Source organism: Thermobacillus sp. ZCTH02-B1 (assembly GCF_002159085.1).
Classification (GTDB): domain Bacteria; phylum Bacillota; class Bacilli; order Paenibacillales; family Paenibacillaceae; genus Thermobacillus.
This window is the reverse complement of record NZ_LZRU01000035.1, coordinates 151,663-168,514: the sequence shown is the minus strand read 5'-3', so window position 1 is coordinate 168,514 and position 16,852 is coordinate 151,663. Positions and strand designations below refer to the sequence as shown.

Genomic DNA, 16,852 nt, shown 5'->3' with positions numbered 1-16,852 from the left:
CCGCTGGACCGCGGAAGGGGCGGTGTCGGCGGCGCATGCGCCGGCTGCGGCCAAACCCGCCGCCGCGGCGATGCCGGAGGCGGCGGCCGGCACGACGGATGAGCCGGGCGTCGTCCTGTCCGACGGGGCGCCCGGCGGGGCCGCTTACGCCCGCGCCCCCAAGCCAACGCGGAAGCGAGGGAACAGCCATGATCGAGCTTCTTCTGGTGGATGACGAGCCGTACATCATCGACAGCCTGAACGCGACGATCCCGTGGGATGCGCTCGGCATCAGCGAAGTGTACGCCGCCTCGTCGGGGCCGGAGGCGCTCCGGCTGCTCGAAGAGCGTCCGGTCGACATCCTCGTCACCGACATCCGGATGCCGGAAATGGACGGCCTCGAGCTGATCGAGCGGGTGAATGAGCGCTGGCCGAACGTGCGCTGCCTGCTGCTCACCGGCTATTCCGATTTCGAATATGCGAAGCGGGCGATCCGGCTGAAGGCGTTCGATTACATCCTGAAACCGGTCAACGATGAGGAGTTCATGCGCAGCGTCGCGAGCGCCGTGGATTCGCTGCGCGACGAATGGGCCGAGGCCGAGCGGGTGCACCGGATGCGCTACCGGCTGAACGCGGACCGCTCGGTCCTGAGCGGCGACCTGATCCGCGGGCTGGCGCTCGGCCGGCCGTGGCCGCGGCGGCAGATCGAGGAACGGCTGCGCGAGTACGGCATTCCGCTCGAGGCGGGCGGCATGGCGCTGCTCATGCTCGTGACGTTCGGCCGCTCCTTCGCCGGCTACGACGAGCGGTCGCTCGACCTGATCGGCTACGCGGTCGGCAACATCGCCGAGGAAGTCTTTGCCCCGGCCTTCCGGATCTGGCACGGCAAGGCGCCGCACGACGGCGTCATGCTGCTCGCCGCGCCGAAAGGCGGCGAGGCCGGGGAGGCGGGGTTGCCGGTCCGGGAGAAGCTGGAGCCGCTCGCGCGCGAGTTCCATCGGCAGGTGCGCCATTACCTCAAGGGCGATATTTCCACGATCGTGTCGCCGTGGTTCGTATTTCCGGACGAGCTCGCGGTCGCCTACCGGGCGGCGCTGGCCGAGCTGTTCCGACATCGGGGGGACGCCGGCGGGCAGATTCTGTTCCGGGAAGAGGAGCCGCACGATTCCGCGGCCGTGGCGACGCTCGAGTGCCTGTATCGCCCGCCGACGTTGATCCAGTTGCTCGAGTCGCGGAACTGGCAGGCGGCCGCGGACAAAATCGGCGAAGTGTTCGATGCGCTGGAGCGGATGCCCGCAACCCGCGAGCACTTGTACGAGGCGTTTCTGTCGATTGCAAGCGCTTTCCTCTACCTGGCGCACAAGCATGGCCTGCTGCTTCACCAGATCGGCGGTCCGGGGCTTGATCCGCTGCTTGATCCGCCGCTCCTGCTCGCCGCGGACAAGGTGCGGGCGTGGGCGTTCGACACGCTCGACAGCCTGCGCCGGCAGCTCACGGAGAGCGAGCGCGACATCAAAAGCCGCATCGTCCGGCAGGTACGGGAGATGGTCATGGCCGAGCCCGGCGAGATCACGGTCCGGTCGATCGCGGAGCGGGTCTACCTGCACCCCGTCTACCTGTCGAAGCTGTTCAAGAGCGAGACCGGCGAGAGCCTCGGCGACTACATCATCCGGGTCAAAATGGAGCGCGCCCGCTGGCTGCTGCAGCATACGAACCGGAAAATTTACGAGATCACGGCCGAGCTCGGCTACCAGAATCCGCAATATTTCAGCAAGATGTTCAAGAAGCACTTCGGCATGACGCCGCTTGAATACCGCGAGCGTTAAGCCGCACGAAAGTGGTTGATTAAGGTGCGGAAATGTTGAAATCGCGCCATGGGTTCGCGCCGGTTCCCTTCCTATAATTGAACATGCAACCACTTACATGTTGCATCATGCTTGCGACGATTGGGGGAGGGACACGTGAGAAGAGGCATGCGGAAATGGTGGTCCGCCGCGCTCGTGCTCGCGCTCGCGGCGATGCTGGTCTCGGCCTGCGGCGGTTCGAAGAACGGCGGCTCATCGGACGGCGGAGGAACGCAATCCCCGGCAACCTCTTCGTCTTCGGGCTCCAATTCCGGTTCGGAAGCCGGATCGTCCGACGGCTCCCGGCCGACGGACAGCCCGTACCGGGACAAATATGATCCGCCGGTCACGATCACGACGGTGTGGGGCATCGACCCGGCGCTCACGTTCAAGAACGGCGAGACGATCGAGAACAACGTCGCGACGCGGTGGGCGCTCGAGACGCTCGGCATCCGGATCGAGACACTCTGGTCGGTCACCGACACGAACAACGCGTTCGTCACGAAAATGCGCCTCATGATGGCGTCCGGCCAGCAAATGCCCGACGTCGTGACGGTCGGCGACGAGCAGCTCGCCCACGACCTGATCGATTCCGGCCTGTTCCGGGAGGTCGGCACGCTGTTCGACGCCTATGCGAACGAGAAATGGAAGCAGGCGATGGCGCTCGACCCGCACGTCTGGGATCCGTACATCCGGAACGGCCAGCGGATGGGCATCCCGGTGCTGGACTACGCGTACAACCACGACTATCTGCTCTGGATCCGGCAGGACTGGATGGACAAACTGGGCCTTGAGGCGCCGAAGACGCTCGACGATCTCGAGAAGGTAATGGAGGCGTTCAAGTACAACAATCCGGACGGCCTCTCGCCGGACCAGGTCATCCCGCTCTCCATCGGCTTCAAGAACACGTTCAATACCTGGATGGGCGATCCGTCCTGGGTGTTCGGCGCGTTCGGCACGATTCCCGAGCAGTGGAATCTGACGTCCGAGGGCACGCTGGAATGGGGTTCGATCCACCCCGGCGCGAAGCAGGCGCTCGAGACGCTGAAGCGCTGGCGCGACAAGGGGTACATCCCGGCCGAAGCGGCGCTGTGGGACGAGAACAAGACGGCCGAGCCGGCGGTGGCGGGGGTTGCGGGCATCATTCCCGGTCCGTACTGGATGAGCGGCTGGCCGCTGCAGGATACGGCGAAGAACGTGCCGCACGCGGTCTGGAAACCGTACCCGATTCCGGCCGGTCCGGACGGCAAGGCGGGCCGCCACGGCACCCGGTTCACGAACGGCGTCACGCTCATCAGCAAGGACGCGAAGCATCCGGAGGCGCTGTTCACGTACCAGAACTACCTGTTCGAACATCTGGCCGATCCCGAGCCAGGAAGCCAGTGGGACATCGGGGTGTTCAAGGGATACGACTATGACCTCGACGAGAACGGCAACCCGGTCTACGGCGACGACATTCCGGGCGGCGCGGTCAACATCAACCGCTACTGGCTCGTGCGAGACGGCGCGCGGATACCGGATGCGCAGATGAAGGCGCTGCTCCGGCTGGCGGACGGCAAGGAGCCGGAGACGCGGCTCGAGAAAGAGCTGAAGAACAACTACGGTCCGGAGACGCCGCTCGCCGCGAAGGTGCTCCTGTCGCAGCCCGACATCTCGTACATCGACATGTTCAGCGGCCCGCCGACGCCGACGATGAAGGAGCGGCTCGACTACCTGAAGAAGATCGAGCTGCAGACGTTCAGCGAAATCATCTACGGCCAGAGAAGCATCGACGAGTTCGACCGGTTCGTCGAGAACTGGAAGAGCTCGGGCGGCGACCAGATGACGAAGGAAGTCAACGAGTGGTTCGAACAGACGAAGGTGAAGTAAGGTCCGCAAGCCGGGCAGCCCCGCGGCCGCGCGTGCGGGGGCCGGACGCGGGACAAGCGCGGGAACCGGAGGCGTCGGGCCTCCGGTTTCCGTCTTCCGGATGATTGCGAAAAGATGCCAAGGGGCGCGCTTACAGGGGGGAGAGGAAATGAAGCCCGACATCAGGCGAACCTGGCCGCTTCATCTCATGCTGCTGCCCGCGCTGGCCGGGCTGATCGTGTTCAACTACGTGCCGCTCGGCGGCATCGTCATGGCATTCATGGACTACAAACCTTGGCTCGGCTTCGACGGTTCACCGTGGATCGGGTTCGGGCACTTCCGGGCGCTGTTCGAGCGGGAGGACAGCCTGCAGGTCATATGGAACACGCTCGTCATTTCGGTGTTCAAGATCATCTTCAATCTGCTCGTGCCGTTCGGCTTCGCGATTCTGCTCAACGAAGTGCGCATCCGGTTGCTCACCCGCACGATCCAGACAATGGTGTACCTGCCCCATTTCCTGTCCTGGGTCATCCTGGGCGGCATCCTCGTCAACTTCCTGTCGACGGACGGCGGCTTCGTCAACCGGGTGCTCGGGGCGATCGGCATCGGCCCGATTCCGTTCCTGATGCACGGCGACTGGTTCCGGTTCACGGTCATCGTCTCCGACGTCTGGAAGGAATTCGGTTACGGCACGATCGTCTTCCTCGCGGCGCTCGCGAACATCGACCCGTCGCTCTACGAGGCGGCCGAGGTGGACGGCGCGGGCCGCTGGAAGCAGACGCTGCACATCACGATTCCTTCGCTCCTGCCGATGGCGATCGTCGTCGGAACGCTCTCGCTCGGCAACATCCTGAACGCCGGGTTTGACCAGATCTTCAACCTGTACAACGGCATGGTGATGAACAAGGGCGACATCATCGACACGTTCGTCTACCGGACGGCGATCCTGGAAGGCAACTTCGGCTTCGCGACCGCCGTCGGTCTGTTCAAGTCGGTCGTCAGCATGGTGCTCATCGTCTGCGCCTACCGGCTGGCCTACAAATACGCGAACTACCGCGTGTTCTGAGGAGGGAGCGCCGTGTACCACAAAACGCTGTCCTGGCGCGTCTTCAACGTGTTCAACATCGCGTTCCTGTCGGTGCTCGCGGTCATCTGCGTCATTCCGCTCGTCCACGTGCTGGCCGTCTCGCTCAGCGCGAAGTCGGCGGCGGACGCGAATCTGGTCGGGCTGTGGCCGGTCGATTTTTCGCTCGAGGCGTACAAGGCGACGATCAACAACAAATACTTTCTCGGTTCGCTCTGGATTTCCGTGATGCGGACCGCGCTCGGCACGGCGCTCATCCTGCTCGTCACCGTGCTCGCGGCCTACCCGCTCTCGAAGGAGCCGCGCGAGTTCCGCGGCCGGTCCGTGTACGCCTGGCTGTTCGTGTTCACGCTGATTTTCAACGGCGGGCTCGTCCCGTTCTACATCCTCATCCTGAAGCTCGGGCTGATGAACAAGTTCGCGGTGCTCATCATTCCGGCGATGGTGAACGTCTGGCTGATCGTGCTCATGATGAACTTCTTCCGCGGCGTGCCGAGAGCGCTCGAGGAGGCGGCGTTCATCGACGGCGCGAGCCACTGGGATGTGCTGTTCCGCATTTACCTGCCGCTGTCGCTGCCCGCGCTCGCGACGCTCGGGCTGTTCGCCGGCGTCTGGCACTGGAACTCGTGGTTCGACGGGCTGCTGTACCTGAGCCGGAAGGAAGACTATCCGCTCGCGACCTACCTGCAGACGGTCATCGTCTCGCGGGACATGAGTTCGATGAACTTCACGATCGAGGAAATGCAGCTTCTGTCACAGAAGACGATCAACGCGGCGCAGATCTTCATCGGCGCGCTGCCGGTGCTCATCGTATACCCGTTCCTGCAGCGGTATTTCATCAAGGGGCTGGTGCTCGGTTCGGTGAAGGAATGACGGCGCACGGCCGGAGGGAAGCTTTCCGGCGCCATGTCCGATGCGGGATGCGTCGGCGGGACGGGTGCGGCAGGCGTTTTTCAGATGGACGACGGGGGCGGATGCCGTTTCATGCTCCGTTGACGGGACGGAACGGACGGGCCCCTTTTTTGCGCAAGGAAGACGGAAATGACGACGGAGGGATGACGATGGACGGAAGGTTCAGGCGCTGGCCGCCGGTCAGCCCGAAGCTGCCGGTGCTCATGCACGGCGCAGACTACAACCCGGACCAGTGGCTGCACGACCCGAAGGTGCTGGAGGAAGATGTGCGGCTCATGAAGCTGGCCGGCTGCAACGTAATGTCGGTCGGCATTTTCGCGTGGGCCGCGCTGGAACCGGAGGAAGGACGCTTCGCATTCGGCTGGCTGGATGACGTGATGGATCGCCTCCATCGGAACGGCATTTACGTGTGGCTGGCGACGCCCAGCGGAGCGCGGCCGGCGTGGATGTCGCAGAAGTATCCCGAGGTGCTGCGCGTCGGTCCGAACCGGGTGCGCAATCTGCACGGCTTTCGGCACAACCATTGTTACACGTCGCCGGTGTACCGGGAGAAGACGGCGATCATCAACCGGAAGCTGGCGGAGCGGTATGCGCATCATCCGGCGGTCGTCGGCTGGCACGTATCGAACGAGTACGGCGGCGAGTGCCATTGCCCGCTCTGCCAGGAGGCGTTCCGGGAGTGGCTGAAGGCGAAGTACGGCACGCTGGAAGCGCTGAACCGGGCCTGGTGGACGGCGTTCTGGTCGCACACCTTCACCGACTGGTCGCAGATCGAGTCGCCGGCGCCGCACGGGGAAAACCAGGTGCACGGGCACAACCTCGACTGGCGGCGGTTCGTGACGCATCAGACGGCCGATTTTCTGCGCCACGAGGTGCGGCAGCTGAAGGCGGTGAATCCGGACCTGCCCGTGACGACGAACATGATGGAGCTGTACGACGGGCTGGATTACCGCGTGCTGGCCCGGGAGATCGACGTCATTTCCTGGGACGCGTACCCGCTCTGGCACAAACCCGGAGCCGACAGCGACGCGGACACCGCTTCGTGGTTTGCGATGAACCACGATCTGTTCCGTTCGCTGAAGGGCGGGCGGCCGTTCCTGCTGATGGAGAGCACGCCGAGCCTGACGAACTGGCAGCCGGTGAGCAAGCTGAAGCGGCCGGGCATGCACCGGCTTTCTTCTCTGCAGGCGGTGGCGCACGGTTCGGATTCGGTGCAGTATTTCCAGTGGCGGAAGAGCCGCGGATCGAGCGAGAAGTTCCACGGCGCCGTCGTCGACCACGCCGGCCACGAGCACACGCGCGTGTTCCGCGAAGTGGCGGAATTGGGCGAGGCGCTCCGGAAGCTCGGGGATGTGCGCGGCTGCGCGGTGCCGGCGGAGACAGCGATCGTGTTCGACTGGGACAATCGTTGGGCGATCCGGGACGCGCAGGGGCCGCGCAACATGGGCATGGGATACGAGCGGACGGTGCATGCGCATTACCGGGCGCTGTGGGAGCTTGGCGTGCCGGTGGACGTGATCGGGTCGGAGGATGCATTTGATCCTGGGCGGTACAAGTTGATCATCGCGCCGATGCTGTACATGGTGAAACCGGGCGTCGGGGAGAAGGTCGAGGCGTTCGTGGAGCGAGGCGGCACGTTCGTCGCGACGTACTGGTCGGGGATCGTGGATGAACATGATCTGTGCCATCTTGGAGGGTTCCCGGGACCGCTGCGGCATGTGCTCGGCATCTGGGCGGAGGAAATCGAAGGGCTGTACGACGAGGACCGGAACGGACTGCGCGTGAACGCATCCGGTGCAGCCGAGCTCGGGCTGGCCGAAGGTCGGACGTACGAGATCCGCGAGCTGTGCGAGCTCGTGCATGCGGAGTCCGCCGAGGTGCTGGCGGAGTACACGGACGATTTCTACGCCGGGCGTCCGGCCCTGACCGTGCGCCGGCTCGGCGCGGGGCGCGCGTATTATCTGGCCGGACGGGCGCTGCCGCCGTTCTATGACGACTTCTACGGCGGTCTGGTGCGGCGGCTGGGCGTGCGGCGCGCGCTGGAGGCGGATCTGCCGCGGGGCGTGACCGCGGGAGTGCGCACCGACGGCGTGCACGACTATGTGTTCGTGCAGAACTTCACCGGCGAGCCGGTGAAGCTCTTGCTCGACGCGCGCGGGTACGTAGATCTTGAGAGCGGCGAGGCGATCGCACCCGGCGGCACGCTGGAGCTCTCGGCGTACGGCGTGCGCGTGCTGCGGCGGCGCGCCTGAAGCGGGCGTCGGCGCGCGGGTGACGCCGCGCCTGTTGAAGCGGCGCGGCGCCCGGACGGAGTTCCCGCGGAACGCGGCTCCGAAAAATCCCGGGAATGGTCAATCATGCGGAGGCGCGAAGATTTTCGCGCCTTTTCGTTTGCCTCTGGTCTTTGTCCCGGGGAAAGGTTCGGATGCTTTGGAACCATCTCCCCCTCGCTCATTCCTGTTCCGGGAGTCCTTTTGCATGTCCGGATTGCCAAGCATTGTCCCTTTTTACACAAGTGGTGTATAGTAAATTTGGTTCAAATGTTTCGCCCCGTGGATCACGAGATGCCCGCGGGTTACGAGAGAAGGTGAAGGCATGAACGCACCCCTGAACAAGGTTGATCCGAACAGCCCGATTCCGCTGTACCAGCAGCTGAAAAATATCCTGAAGCGAAAGATCATCAGCGAAGAATGGCCCGTCGGCACGATCATACCGACGGAGAAGGAACTGATCGAAGCATACGAGGTCAGCCGAACGACGGTCAGGGAAGCGATCGCGGAGCTGGTCAATCAGGGGCTGCTTCAGAAAAAGCAGGGCAAGGGAACGATCGTCATCTCCACCCGCGTGGAGGAAAGGCTGGGCAGATTGACGGGGTTCGCGGAGGAGATCGGCGACAAGGGACTGGAACATTCGGCCCGCCTGCTGTCCGCCGAATTCCAGCGCAACCGTTTCTATGAGCTTTCCCAGCTCGGGCTCGACGAGAACGCGACGGTTTTTCTCGTGGACCGGATCCGGTTCGTCGACAAGCAGCCGGTGGCCTATGAACGGAGCTGCTGGCCGGAAGACATCGGACGCCTGCTCGTGAACGAGGATCTGAACACGGTGGCGTTCTACAAGGTGCTGGAGGAAAAATACGGCATCGAACTGAAGGAAGCGACGGACACGATCTCCGCGGTCAACGCCACGAAGTACGAGGCCGAACTCCTCGGCATCACTCCCGGCGACGCGCTGCTCGAACGGCGCAGGATCAGCTGCGACATCAGCGGCCGGCCGGTCGAATTCACGAGAACCAAATACCGGAACGACAAGTACTCATACAAAGTCAAATTGCTCAGGTAGCATCCCTCGGGCAGCCCGGGAGACCGGGTGCACCGGGCATCGTGGATGCATGCGACCCGCATGCGGGTTTCATCGTTCAAGCGGAGACCTGGAGGGATCACGACGTTTTCCCCGCGTTCCCGGCGGAACGCGAAGGATTCGTTCGTGGTCTCTCCTTATTTTTCCCGCCGGGGCAAGCGCGTATGGAAAAAAATCATGACGAAATGATGAAATTACCCTTTGACAAATATCATGACGTATGGTAGCATCTTAGCAAAAGATCACTACATAATAATCTTATAAGCGCTTTCATCTGCCATCCGGTCATGTCCGGGTTCGGCGTCCGCGGTCAGTGCAGCATCACGAGGAGGAACATCGATTCCCGCGAAACCGCGTCTTTTTTTCAACCCGGATGGTAAGCGCTTGCATCATCATGCGGCCGCGCGGGTGCGAGCCTTTCCGGCATCGTTCCGGGCCGAAAGGGGCCGGAAACCGGCATGCGCATGCTCCGCAATCCTGCCGCACGGCATCCGTCCTGCCGACGCGGGTCGGACGGGACGGTTCGGGAAACCCTGATCGGGAGGTGAGGACGCGGCATTTCGGGCATGCGATTTCCAGGACAGACGAACGAGGGCGGTCTTGATCGGATCGGGCGGTATTGACCGGATCCGGGACAACTTACATTTCCGAACACAATCAGGATAACGGAAGGTGGTTGAAGTGTTCAACACCCGCGGAAAAACGATGATGCTTCTGCTGCTGGCGTTCGCGCTGGTACTGTCGGCCTGCGGGGGCGGCAGCAAATCGTCGCAACATTCGTCCAATTCCGGCGGATCTTCCTCCGGACAAACGTCCTCCGGCGGCGAAGGCGGCGGCTCGAACGAAACGGTCGAGATCAGCTTCATGCATTGGCGCACCGAAGACAAGGAGGTGTTCGACCAGCTCATCGCCGATTTCGAGGCGAAAAACCCGAACATCAAGGTCACCCAGACCATCTTCCCGTCTTCGGACTACACGTCCATCGCCCAGCAGAGGCTGCTCGACGGCTCCACCGGCGACGTGTTCACCGTCTTTCCGGGATCCCAGTTTGAAGCCATGCTCAGGGCCGGGCTGATGGAAGACCTGACCGGCAAGCCGGTGGTGGACCGGTTCGTTCCGAACCTGATCACGAAGGGTGCCAAGGACGGCAGGCAGTACGCGCTTCCGTACCATCTCGTCTACAACATGCCGCTGATCAACGTGGACATTTTTGAAAAGTTGAACCTCCAGCGCCCGAGAACCTGGAGCCAGTACCTCGACGTCCTGGAAACGCTGAAGCAGAACGGTTACATTCCGATCGCCTTCCCGGGCGCCGACATCGGCCAGGGGCAGCTCATGAACCCGATGCTGATGAACGAGAACACCGACGAAGAGATGTTCCCGAAGCTTCTGACCGGGGAGACGAAGCTGACGGACGAATGGTTCGTGAACAGCCTGCGCAAGTGGCAGCAGCTGTCCCAATACTTCCAGCCGAACTCCCTGGGCACGGGTTACGAAGCGGCCGTCACGCTGTTCGTGACCGAACAGGCGGCCATGCTCGGCACCGGTTCGTTCCACGCCGCGCTGGCGCTCAGCCAGAACCCCGACATGCGGCTGGACCTGCTGCCGCCGATCACGGTGGAAGACGAAAGCCAAATCGTGTATGAGGGCGTGCACAACACGACCTTCATGCTGGCGATCAACACGAAGTCGAAGAAGAAGGAAGCGGCCGAGAAGTTCCTGGAGTTCCTCGCCGAGAAGGAGACGGCGGAATACTACGCCAACAACACGGGGCAGCTCGGCGTCGTTCAGGGGCTCGAGTACTCGTCGAAGTCGCTGCAGTTCGAGACCGATTTCACGCAGCTGAACACCCGGTTCCTGCCGCGTTCGACCATCCCCGACAAGCAGATCGAGGACGCGATCACCAATGCGATCAGCGCCGTCATCTCCGGCATGGCTCCGGAAGATGCCGCGGCCGAAGCGCAGCAAGTCGTCGAGCAGGTCAGAAGACAATAAAACGGGGGTTCGTCCGCACAAGGCGGTCAGGTTGCATAAGGCCACGTCCTGGCCGCCTTCATTTTCTCGCAACGGGGAGTAAGCCATGAAACCATCCAAAGGGATTTACCTGTTCGTGCTCCCGGCGCTCATCCTGTACGGCATCTTTGTCCTGTATCCGGCGTTCTACGGGTTGTACGTTTCGTTCACCAACTGGGACGGGCTGAGCGCCGGTTACGAGTTTGTCGGCTTCCGCAACTACCGGAACCTGCTGATGTACGACACCATCTTCGCCAAGTCCGTCGTCAACAACCTGAAATTCATGCTGTTCGTCGTCATCGGGCAAACCACGCTGTCCCTCGTTTTCGCCCTGTTCCTCGTGCGGAACACGAAGGCGAACATTGCGCTGCGCACACTGTACTTCCTGCCGACCATCCTCGCCTCCGTGTCGGTCGCGTTCATCTGGGCGGCGATGTACGACAGCAACTTCGGCATGATCAAGGCGATCCTCGGCCTGTTCGGCGTGCAAAACGGTCCGGGATGGCTGGCGGACCCGGACATCGCGATCTACAGCGTCGCCTTCGCCCAGGTGTGGGCGCATACCGGCCAGCTCATGATCATCTTCATCGCCGGGCTGCAGGCCATCCCCGCGGATCTGTTCGAGGTGGCGGCGATCGAGGGGGCGTCGAAGTTCCAGACGTTCCGCCTCGTCACCTGGCCGCTCATCGCGCCGGCGGCGGCGATCGTCATCGCCTACACGACGCTCCAGTCGTTCAAGGCCTTCGATCTCGTGTTCGCCATGACCCGGGGAGGTCCGAACAACGCGACCGAGATCATCGCCACCTTCATTTACCGGCTCGCGTTCCAGTCCTACAAATTCGGCTACGCGTCGGCGGCCTCCATGCTCTTCCTGGTGTTTGTGGCGGCCATCACCATCATCCAGTTCAAGCTGCTGCGCACCGACCGCACCGGCTAATGACGGAAGGAGGGATCCGATGTTCAGGACCGTTCGCCGATGGATCAACCTTCGCACCATCTCGCTGTTCGTCTTCACCGTCGTCATTCTGGTGCCGCTCCTGACCGTCGTGTCCGCGTCGCTGAAAACGATGCGGCAGTATGTGATGGAGCCGCTCCGTCTGCCGTCGCCGCCCACCTTTGACAACTACCGGGACCTGTTCGTCGACTACGGGCTGCACCGCTATTTCGTTAACAGCCTGGTGCTGACGTTCTGCACGGTCGTGCTGGTCATCCTGTTCAGCACGATGGTGTCGTACGCGATCGTCCGCGTCGGCGGCTGGATCGGAACGTTGCTGTTCGGCCTGTTCTCGGCGGGCCTGATGATTCCCGCGCAGGTGAACATCATCCCGCTGTACGGGCTGGTCGTGAAGCTGGAGTCGTGGTTCGCCTCCGCCGCCTGGCTGCCGGACCTGAAATTCCGCGACTCGCTGCCCGGGCTGATCGTGATCGAAGTGTCGATTCTGCTGTCGATCAGCGTGTTCATCATCACGGGATTCATGAAGACGATCCCGCGGGAACTGTTCGAGGCGGCGGCGATGGACGGGTCGTCGGAATGGTGGATGTACGCGAAATTGGCGGTGCCGCTCAGTATGCCTTCCATCGCGTCGGCGGCCATTTTCCTGTGCGTGATCGTATGGAACGACCTGCTGTATCCGCTGCTCTTCACGGGCGAGAAGGCGAAGACGCTGACGATGGCGCTCATGATGTTCCGCGGCGAATACGAGTCGAACTTTCCGATCCTGTTCGCCGGCGTGATGACCGTATCCCTGCCGATGGTGCTGGCCTATTTGTTCCTGCAGCGCTGGTTCATTGCCGGACTCACCAGCGGGTCCCTCAAGGGCTGAGCCGGCTGCCATCGGACGCAAGGAAGGATGAGCAATGAATCCGAACGGCATTGATCCGGCGAGCCCGCTGCCCCTGTACCATCAACTGAAGGAAATCCTGAAGCGAAAGATCGTCAGCGGCGAATGGCCCGTCGGCACGCTCATTCCCACCGAACAGGAGCTGATCCGGGAATACGGGGTGAGCCGGACGACGGTACGGGAAGCGGTGCTGGAGCTGGTCAACCAGGGACTGCTGCAGAAGAAGCAGGGCAAAGGAACCGTGGTCACGGCTTCCCGGGTGGAGGAACGGCTCGGCAGGCTGACCGGGTTCGCGGAAGAAATCGGGGAGAAGGGATACCGGCATTCGGCGCGTCTCATTTCCTGCGAATTCAAGAAAAACTGCTTTTACGAAAATTCGCTGCTCGGGCTGGACCTGGATGCGACGGTCTTCTTCATCGACCGCGTCCGCCTGGCGGACGGCGTGCCGATCGCCTTCGAGCGGAGCTGCTGGTCGGAGGAAACCGGAAAGCTCTTGATGAGGGAGGATTTGAACACCGTCGCCTTCTACAAGGTGCTGGAAGAAAAGTACGGCATCGTGCTGCGGGAAGCGGAGGAGACGATCCATGCGGTCAACGCGACCCGGTGGGAAGCGGAGCTGCTCGGCATCAGCCCCGGCGAGGCGCTGCTGGAACGGCGCCGGGTCAGCTGCGACGAGCGCGGAAGGCCCATTGAATACACGCGAACCAAATACCGGAGCGACAAATATTCCTACAAAATCAACCTCAAGCGTTACAGGGACTGAAACCGTGGGAACGATGCCGGCAACATCCGGCATTCGGAAAACCTGGAGGTGCATGCGGCAGTGGACGTCGGCGGCGGAATGAAGCCGAAACTGGAGCGAATCCGGAATATGCTGGCCGGGCGGCAACTGGATGCCGTGCGGCTGACCCTGCAGAAGAACGTCTCATGGCTGACCGGCGGCAGAAGCCACGTCAATCCGCTGCAGGAAGCGGCCTGCTGCCAAATCGTCGTCACGCGGGACAAATGCGTGCTCATTTCGAACAACATCGAAAGCCGGCGCCTCGTGGAGGAGGAGATCGGGGAAGCGGACCGGGCATGTTTCGACGCCGTCGAACAGTGGCCCTGGCATGAACCGGAGCAACTGCAAGACGTTCTGGCGCGCCATCTGGAGCATGCGGCGGTCATGACGGACGTGGAGCTGGAGGCGGAATTTTTCGCCCTGCGCACGACCTTCGGCGCGGCGGAGAAGAAGGCGCTGGAGGAGCTCGGGCGCCTGACCGCCGAAGCCGTCGAGCAGGCGGCTTTCGACGTCAGGCCCGGCGACACGGAATTCAAGATCGCCGGACGGCTGGCCTATCACTGCTACGAGCGGGAACTGGAACCCGTCGTGAATCTGATCGCCGCCGATGAACGGGTGTGGGAGCGGCGCCATCCGCTGCCGACGGGGAAGGCGGTGAGCCTGTACGCGATGCTGGTCGTCTGCGCCCGCAGGAACGGGCTGATCGCCTCGGCCACGCGGCTCGTCCACTTCGGCCCGGTTCCGGAGGATTTGCGCGCCCGCCATCGGGCGGTGGCGGAAATCGATGCCCGCATCATCGATGCGACCCGGCCGGGGGAATCGCTTGCCGGGCTGTACGGCAAACTGCGGGATTTCTATCGGGAAGCCGGGTATCCGGACGAGATCGACTGCCATCATCAGGGAGGTCTGACCGGCTATGCCACGCGGGAGCGGCTGGCGACGCCCGGCGCGTCCTTCACGGTGGCTCCCGGGCAGCTGTACGCCTGGAATCCGTCGATTGCCGGAGTGAAATCCGAGGACACGATGCTGGTCCTGGAAGACGGCAACGAGATTTTGACGCATACCGGCGCCTGGCCGATGGTGGAGGCGGAGGCGGGCGGACGCGTCATGAGACGTCCGGACATTCTGGTCAGAAGGATCTGAGTCGTCATGGATCGGCCCGATCGGCAATGATCAATGATGATCGGCATTGCCCAAAAAAGATCATGATGATATTATTATAACAAAAGAAACATCATGACCTAATCCGACGGGAGTGTGGCCTCAGGTGCAAAAACCATTCAAGGTGGCGGTGCTGGGCGCCGGAGACATGGGGAAAAACCATATCCGCGGCTGGACGCTGGCCGGCCACGAAGTGGTCTCGGTGACCGATCTCAACCCGCAAGCCGCCAGGGAAGCGGCCGTCATGATGAATCTGGATCACGTGACGATTTATCAGGATTACCGGGAAGCGATCGCGGACCCGCGGGTGGACATCGTCTCGGTTGCACTGCCGCTCGTCGAGCATGCACCGGCGACGATTCTGGCGGCGGAGCACGGCAAGCATGTCTTCTGCGAGAAACCGCTGGCCAGTTCCATCGAGGAAGGCATCCGCATGCGGGAGGCGGTGGAGAAGGCCGGTGTCCGCTTCGCCATCGGATTCCAGCGGAATCTGGCGCACGGTGTGGAGCTCGTCAAAACCTGGGCGCGGGAAGGAAAATTCGGCCGCCCCATGGTGATCAGCTCCGACCTGCTCCAGGAAGTTCGGCCGAAGCGGATCATGCACGACAAATTCGGCAACCAGGGCCCGGTGGTCGATACGCTCTGTCACTTTCTGTTGATGTGGCAGACGATCCTGGAGGCCAAACCGGTGCGGATTTACGCCCGCGGCGGCGTGTACGCCAAGGGGCGCCCGGAGATCGCCCACTTCCGCGAGCTGGCCGTCGACACCGCGGTGGTGACGGTGGAATACGACACGGGCGACATCGGCACGATGACGATCTCGTGGTGTCTGGCGAAGGACACGAAGATGCGGCCGCGTCCGGACCGGATTTTCGGACCGAAGGGCGGGGCGGAAGGCAAGTTCAACACCTTCGGCGCCGACGCCGGAACGGAGATCGTGCTCCTCGAGGGCGACGGTGAGGAGCGCGTGCCGTTGGAGCAGCGGGATCTGTTCCGCATCGAGATGGAGCTGTTCGCCCGGGCGATTCTCGAGAACAAGCCGGTGCCGTACGGATTTGAAACGGGCCTGGAGATGCTGCGGCTCTCCCATGCGGTGCTCGAGTCGATCGAAACGGGCAAAGTCGTGGAACTGACTTGAGAGCGGAGGGAACGACATGAAAATCGGCTTCTATCATTCCTGTTTCAACCATTGGGAGTTGGAGAGAACCTTCGCCTGGGCGAAAGAGAACGGATTTTACGGCATCGAGCTGCATGGCGGGCCGCGCTACAAGTTCATCGACTGGAAGGAACTGGCCGAAGGCCGGAACACCGGTGAGTTCGCACGCCTCCAGGAGAAGTACGAAATGCCGATCACGGGCATCATGTACGGCGCGCTGAACTACCTGTCGCCGGATCCGGCGGAGCGCGAGCGGGCAAGGGAAACGCTCGGCATTCTGCTGAAGGCGGCGGCGAACACGGGGATCCGGGTCGTGTCCACGTTCACCGGCCGCGACCCGATGAAGACGATCGAGGAAAATCTGGACCTGTTCGAGCGGGAGTTTCCGCGGATCGCGGAAATGGCGGAAAAGCTCGGCGTGACGCTGGCCTTCGAGAACTGCCCGATGTACGAGTTCTGGCCGCCGGTGTACAACATCGCCGTGTCGCCTTTTCTATGGAAGGAACTGTTCACCCGGGTGCCCTCGAAGGCGTTCGGCCTGAACATCGACCCGTCCCATCTCGTCTGGCAGGGGATTGACTGCGCGCAGGCGGTGCTGGATTTCAGGGAGCGCATCGTGCTGGCGCAGGCGAAGGACACGGAGGTGCTGCCGAACGTGCTCCGGGATCAGGGGATGCTGACGATGAAATGGTGGCGCCACCGCATTCCCGGACAGGGGGACGTGGACTGGAACAAGTTCGTCACCGCCCTGCACGAAATCGGTTACGACGGCGTGCTCAGCATCGAACATGAGGATCCGATCTGGACCGGCACGGACGAGAAGGTGCAGAAAGGTTTGCTCCTCGCCAAAAAGCATCTCGAACAATTCGTGTGAAC

General features: G+C 62.7%; 13 protein-coding genes. All 13 read left to right on the top strand.

Annotated elements, in window-relative coordinates:
* Positions 1–188: 188 nt before the first annotated feature.
* The 13 genes from A9Z00_RS14230 (at position 189) to A9Z00_RS14170 (ending at position 16,850) form a co-directional block, all read left to right on the top strand.
* The gene (locus tag A9Z00_RS14230; RefSeq protein ID WP_296978847.1) at positions 189–1,805 is read left to right on the top strand and encodes a response regulator; all 1,617 of its coding nucleotides are present in this window, start codon (positions 189–191) and stop codon (positions 1,803–1,805) included.
* A 147-nt stretch (positions 1,806–1,952) separates the two neighbouring features.
* Positions 1,953–3,692, top strand: a complete 1,740-nt coding sequence (locus tag A9Z00_RS14225) for an extracellular solute-binding protein (RefSeq protein WP_483316324.1) — start codon at positions 1,953–1,955, stop codon at positions 3,690–3,692.
* A 148-nt stretch (positions 3,693–3,840) separates the two neighbouring features.
* A complete protein-coding gene (locus tag A9Z00_RS14220) occupies positions 3,841–4,737 on the top strand; it encodes an ABC transporter permease (RefSeq protein ID WP_296978841.1) in 897 nt (298 codons plus the stop codon).
* Positions 4,738–4,749: 12 nt separating this feature from the next.
* Complete coding sequence (locus tag A9Z00_RS14215) at positions 4,750–5,628, top strand: carbohydrate ABC transporter permease (protein WP_296978839.1); 879 nt, start codon at positions 4,750–4,752, stop codon at positions 5,626–5,628.
* A gap of 188 nt (positions 5,629–5,816) precedes the next feature.
* Positions 5,817–7,919, top strand: a complete 2,103-nt coding sequence (locus A9Z00_RS14210; protein WP_296978836.1) for a beta-galactosidase — start codon at positions 5,817–5,819, stop codon at positions 7,917–7,919.
* Positions 7,920–8,262: 343 nt separating this feature from the next.
* Positions 8,263–9,006: a GntR family transcriptional regulator gene (locus A9Z00_RS14205; protein ID WP_296978834.1), complete on the top strand. Its 744-nt coding sequence runs from the start codon at positions 8,263–8,265 to the stop codon at positions 9,004–9,006.
* 690 nt (positions 9,007–9,696) lie between these two features.
* Complete coding sequence (locus tag A9Z00_RS14200; RefSeq protein WP_296978831.1) at positions 9,697–11,019, top strand: ABC transporter substrate-binding protein; 1,323 nt, start codon at positions 9,697–9,699, stop codon at positions 11,017–11,019.
* 85 nt (positions 11,020–11,104) lie between these two features.
* On the top strand, positions 11,105–11,974 hold the full coding sequence (locus A9Z00_RS14195; RefSeq protein WP_296978828.1) for a carbohydrate ABC transporter permease: 870 nt from the start codon (positions 11,105–11,107) through the stop codon (positions 11,972–11,974).
* Between the two features lie 19 nt (positions 11,975–11,993).
* Positions 11,994–12,860 carry a carbohydrate ABC transporter permease gene (locus A9Z00_RS14190; RefSeq protein WP_296978825.1) on the top strand — a complete coding sequence of 289 codons (867 nt, stop codon included), beginning with the start codon at positions 11,994–11,996 and terminating at the stop codon, positions 12,858–12,860.
* A 34-nt stretch (positions 12,861–12,894) separates the two neighbouring features.
* Positions 12,895–13,641, top strand: coding sequence for a GntR family transcriptional regulator (locus A9Z00_RS14185; protein WP_296978822.1), 747 nt, complete (start codon positions 12,895–12,897; stop codon positions 13,639–13,641).
* Between the two features lie 78 nt (positions 13,642–13,719).
* A complete protein-coding gene (locus tag A9Z00_RS14180; RefSeq protein ID WP_296978819.1) occupies positions 13,720–14,802 on the top strand; it encodes a M24 family metallopeptidase in 1,083 nt (360 codons plus the stop codon).
* A gap of 124 nt (positions 14,803–14,926) precedes the next feature.
* The gene (locus tag A9Z00_RS14175; protein WP_296978817.1) at positions 14,927–15,958 is read left to right on the top strand and encodes a Gfo/Idh/MocA family protein; all 1,032 of its coding nucleotides are present in this window, start codon (positions 14,927–14,929) and stop codon (positions 15,956–15,958) included.
* Between the two features lie 16 nt (positions 15,959–15,974).
* Positions 15,975–16,850, top strand: a complete 876-nt coding sequence (locus tag A9Z00_RS14170) for a sugar phosphate isomerase/epimerase family protein (protein ID WP_296978814.1) — start codon at positions 15,975–15,977, stop codon at positions 16,848–16,850.
* The last annotated feature ends 2 nt before the right edge of the window (positions 16,851–16,852 follow it).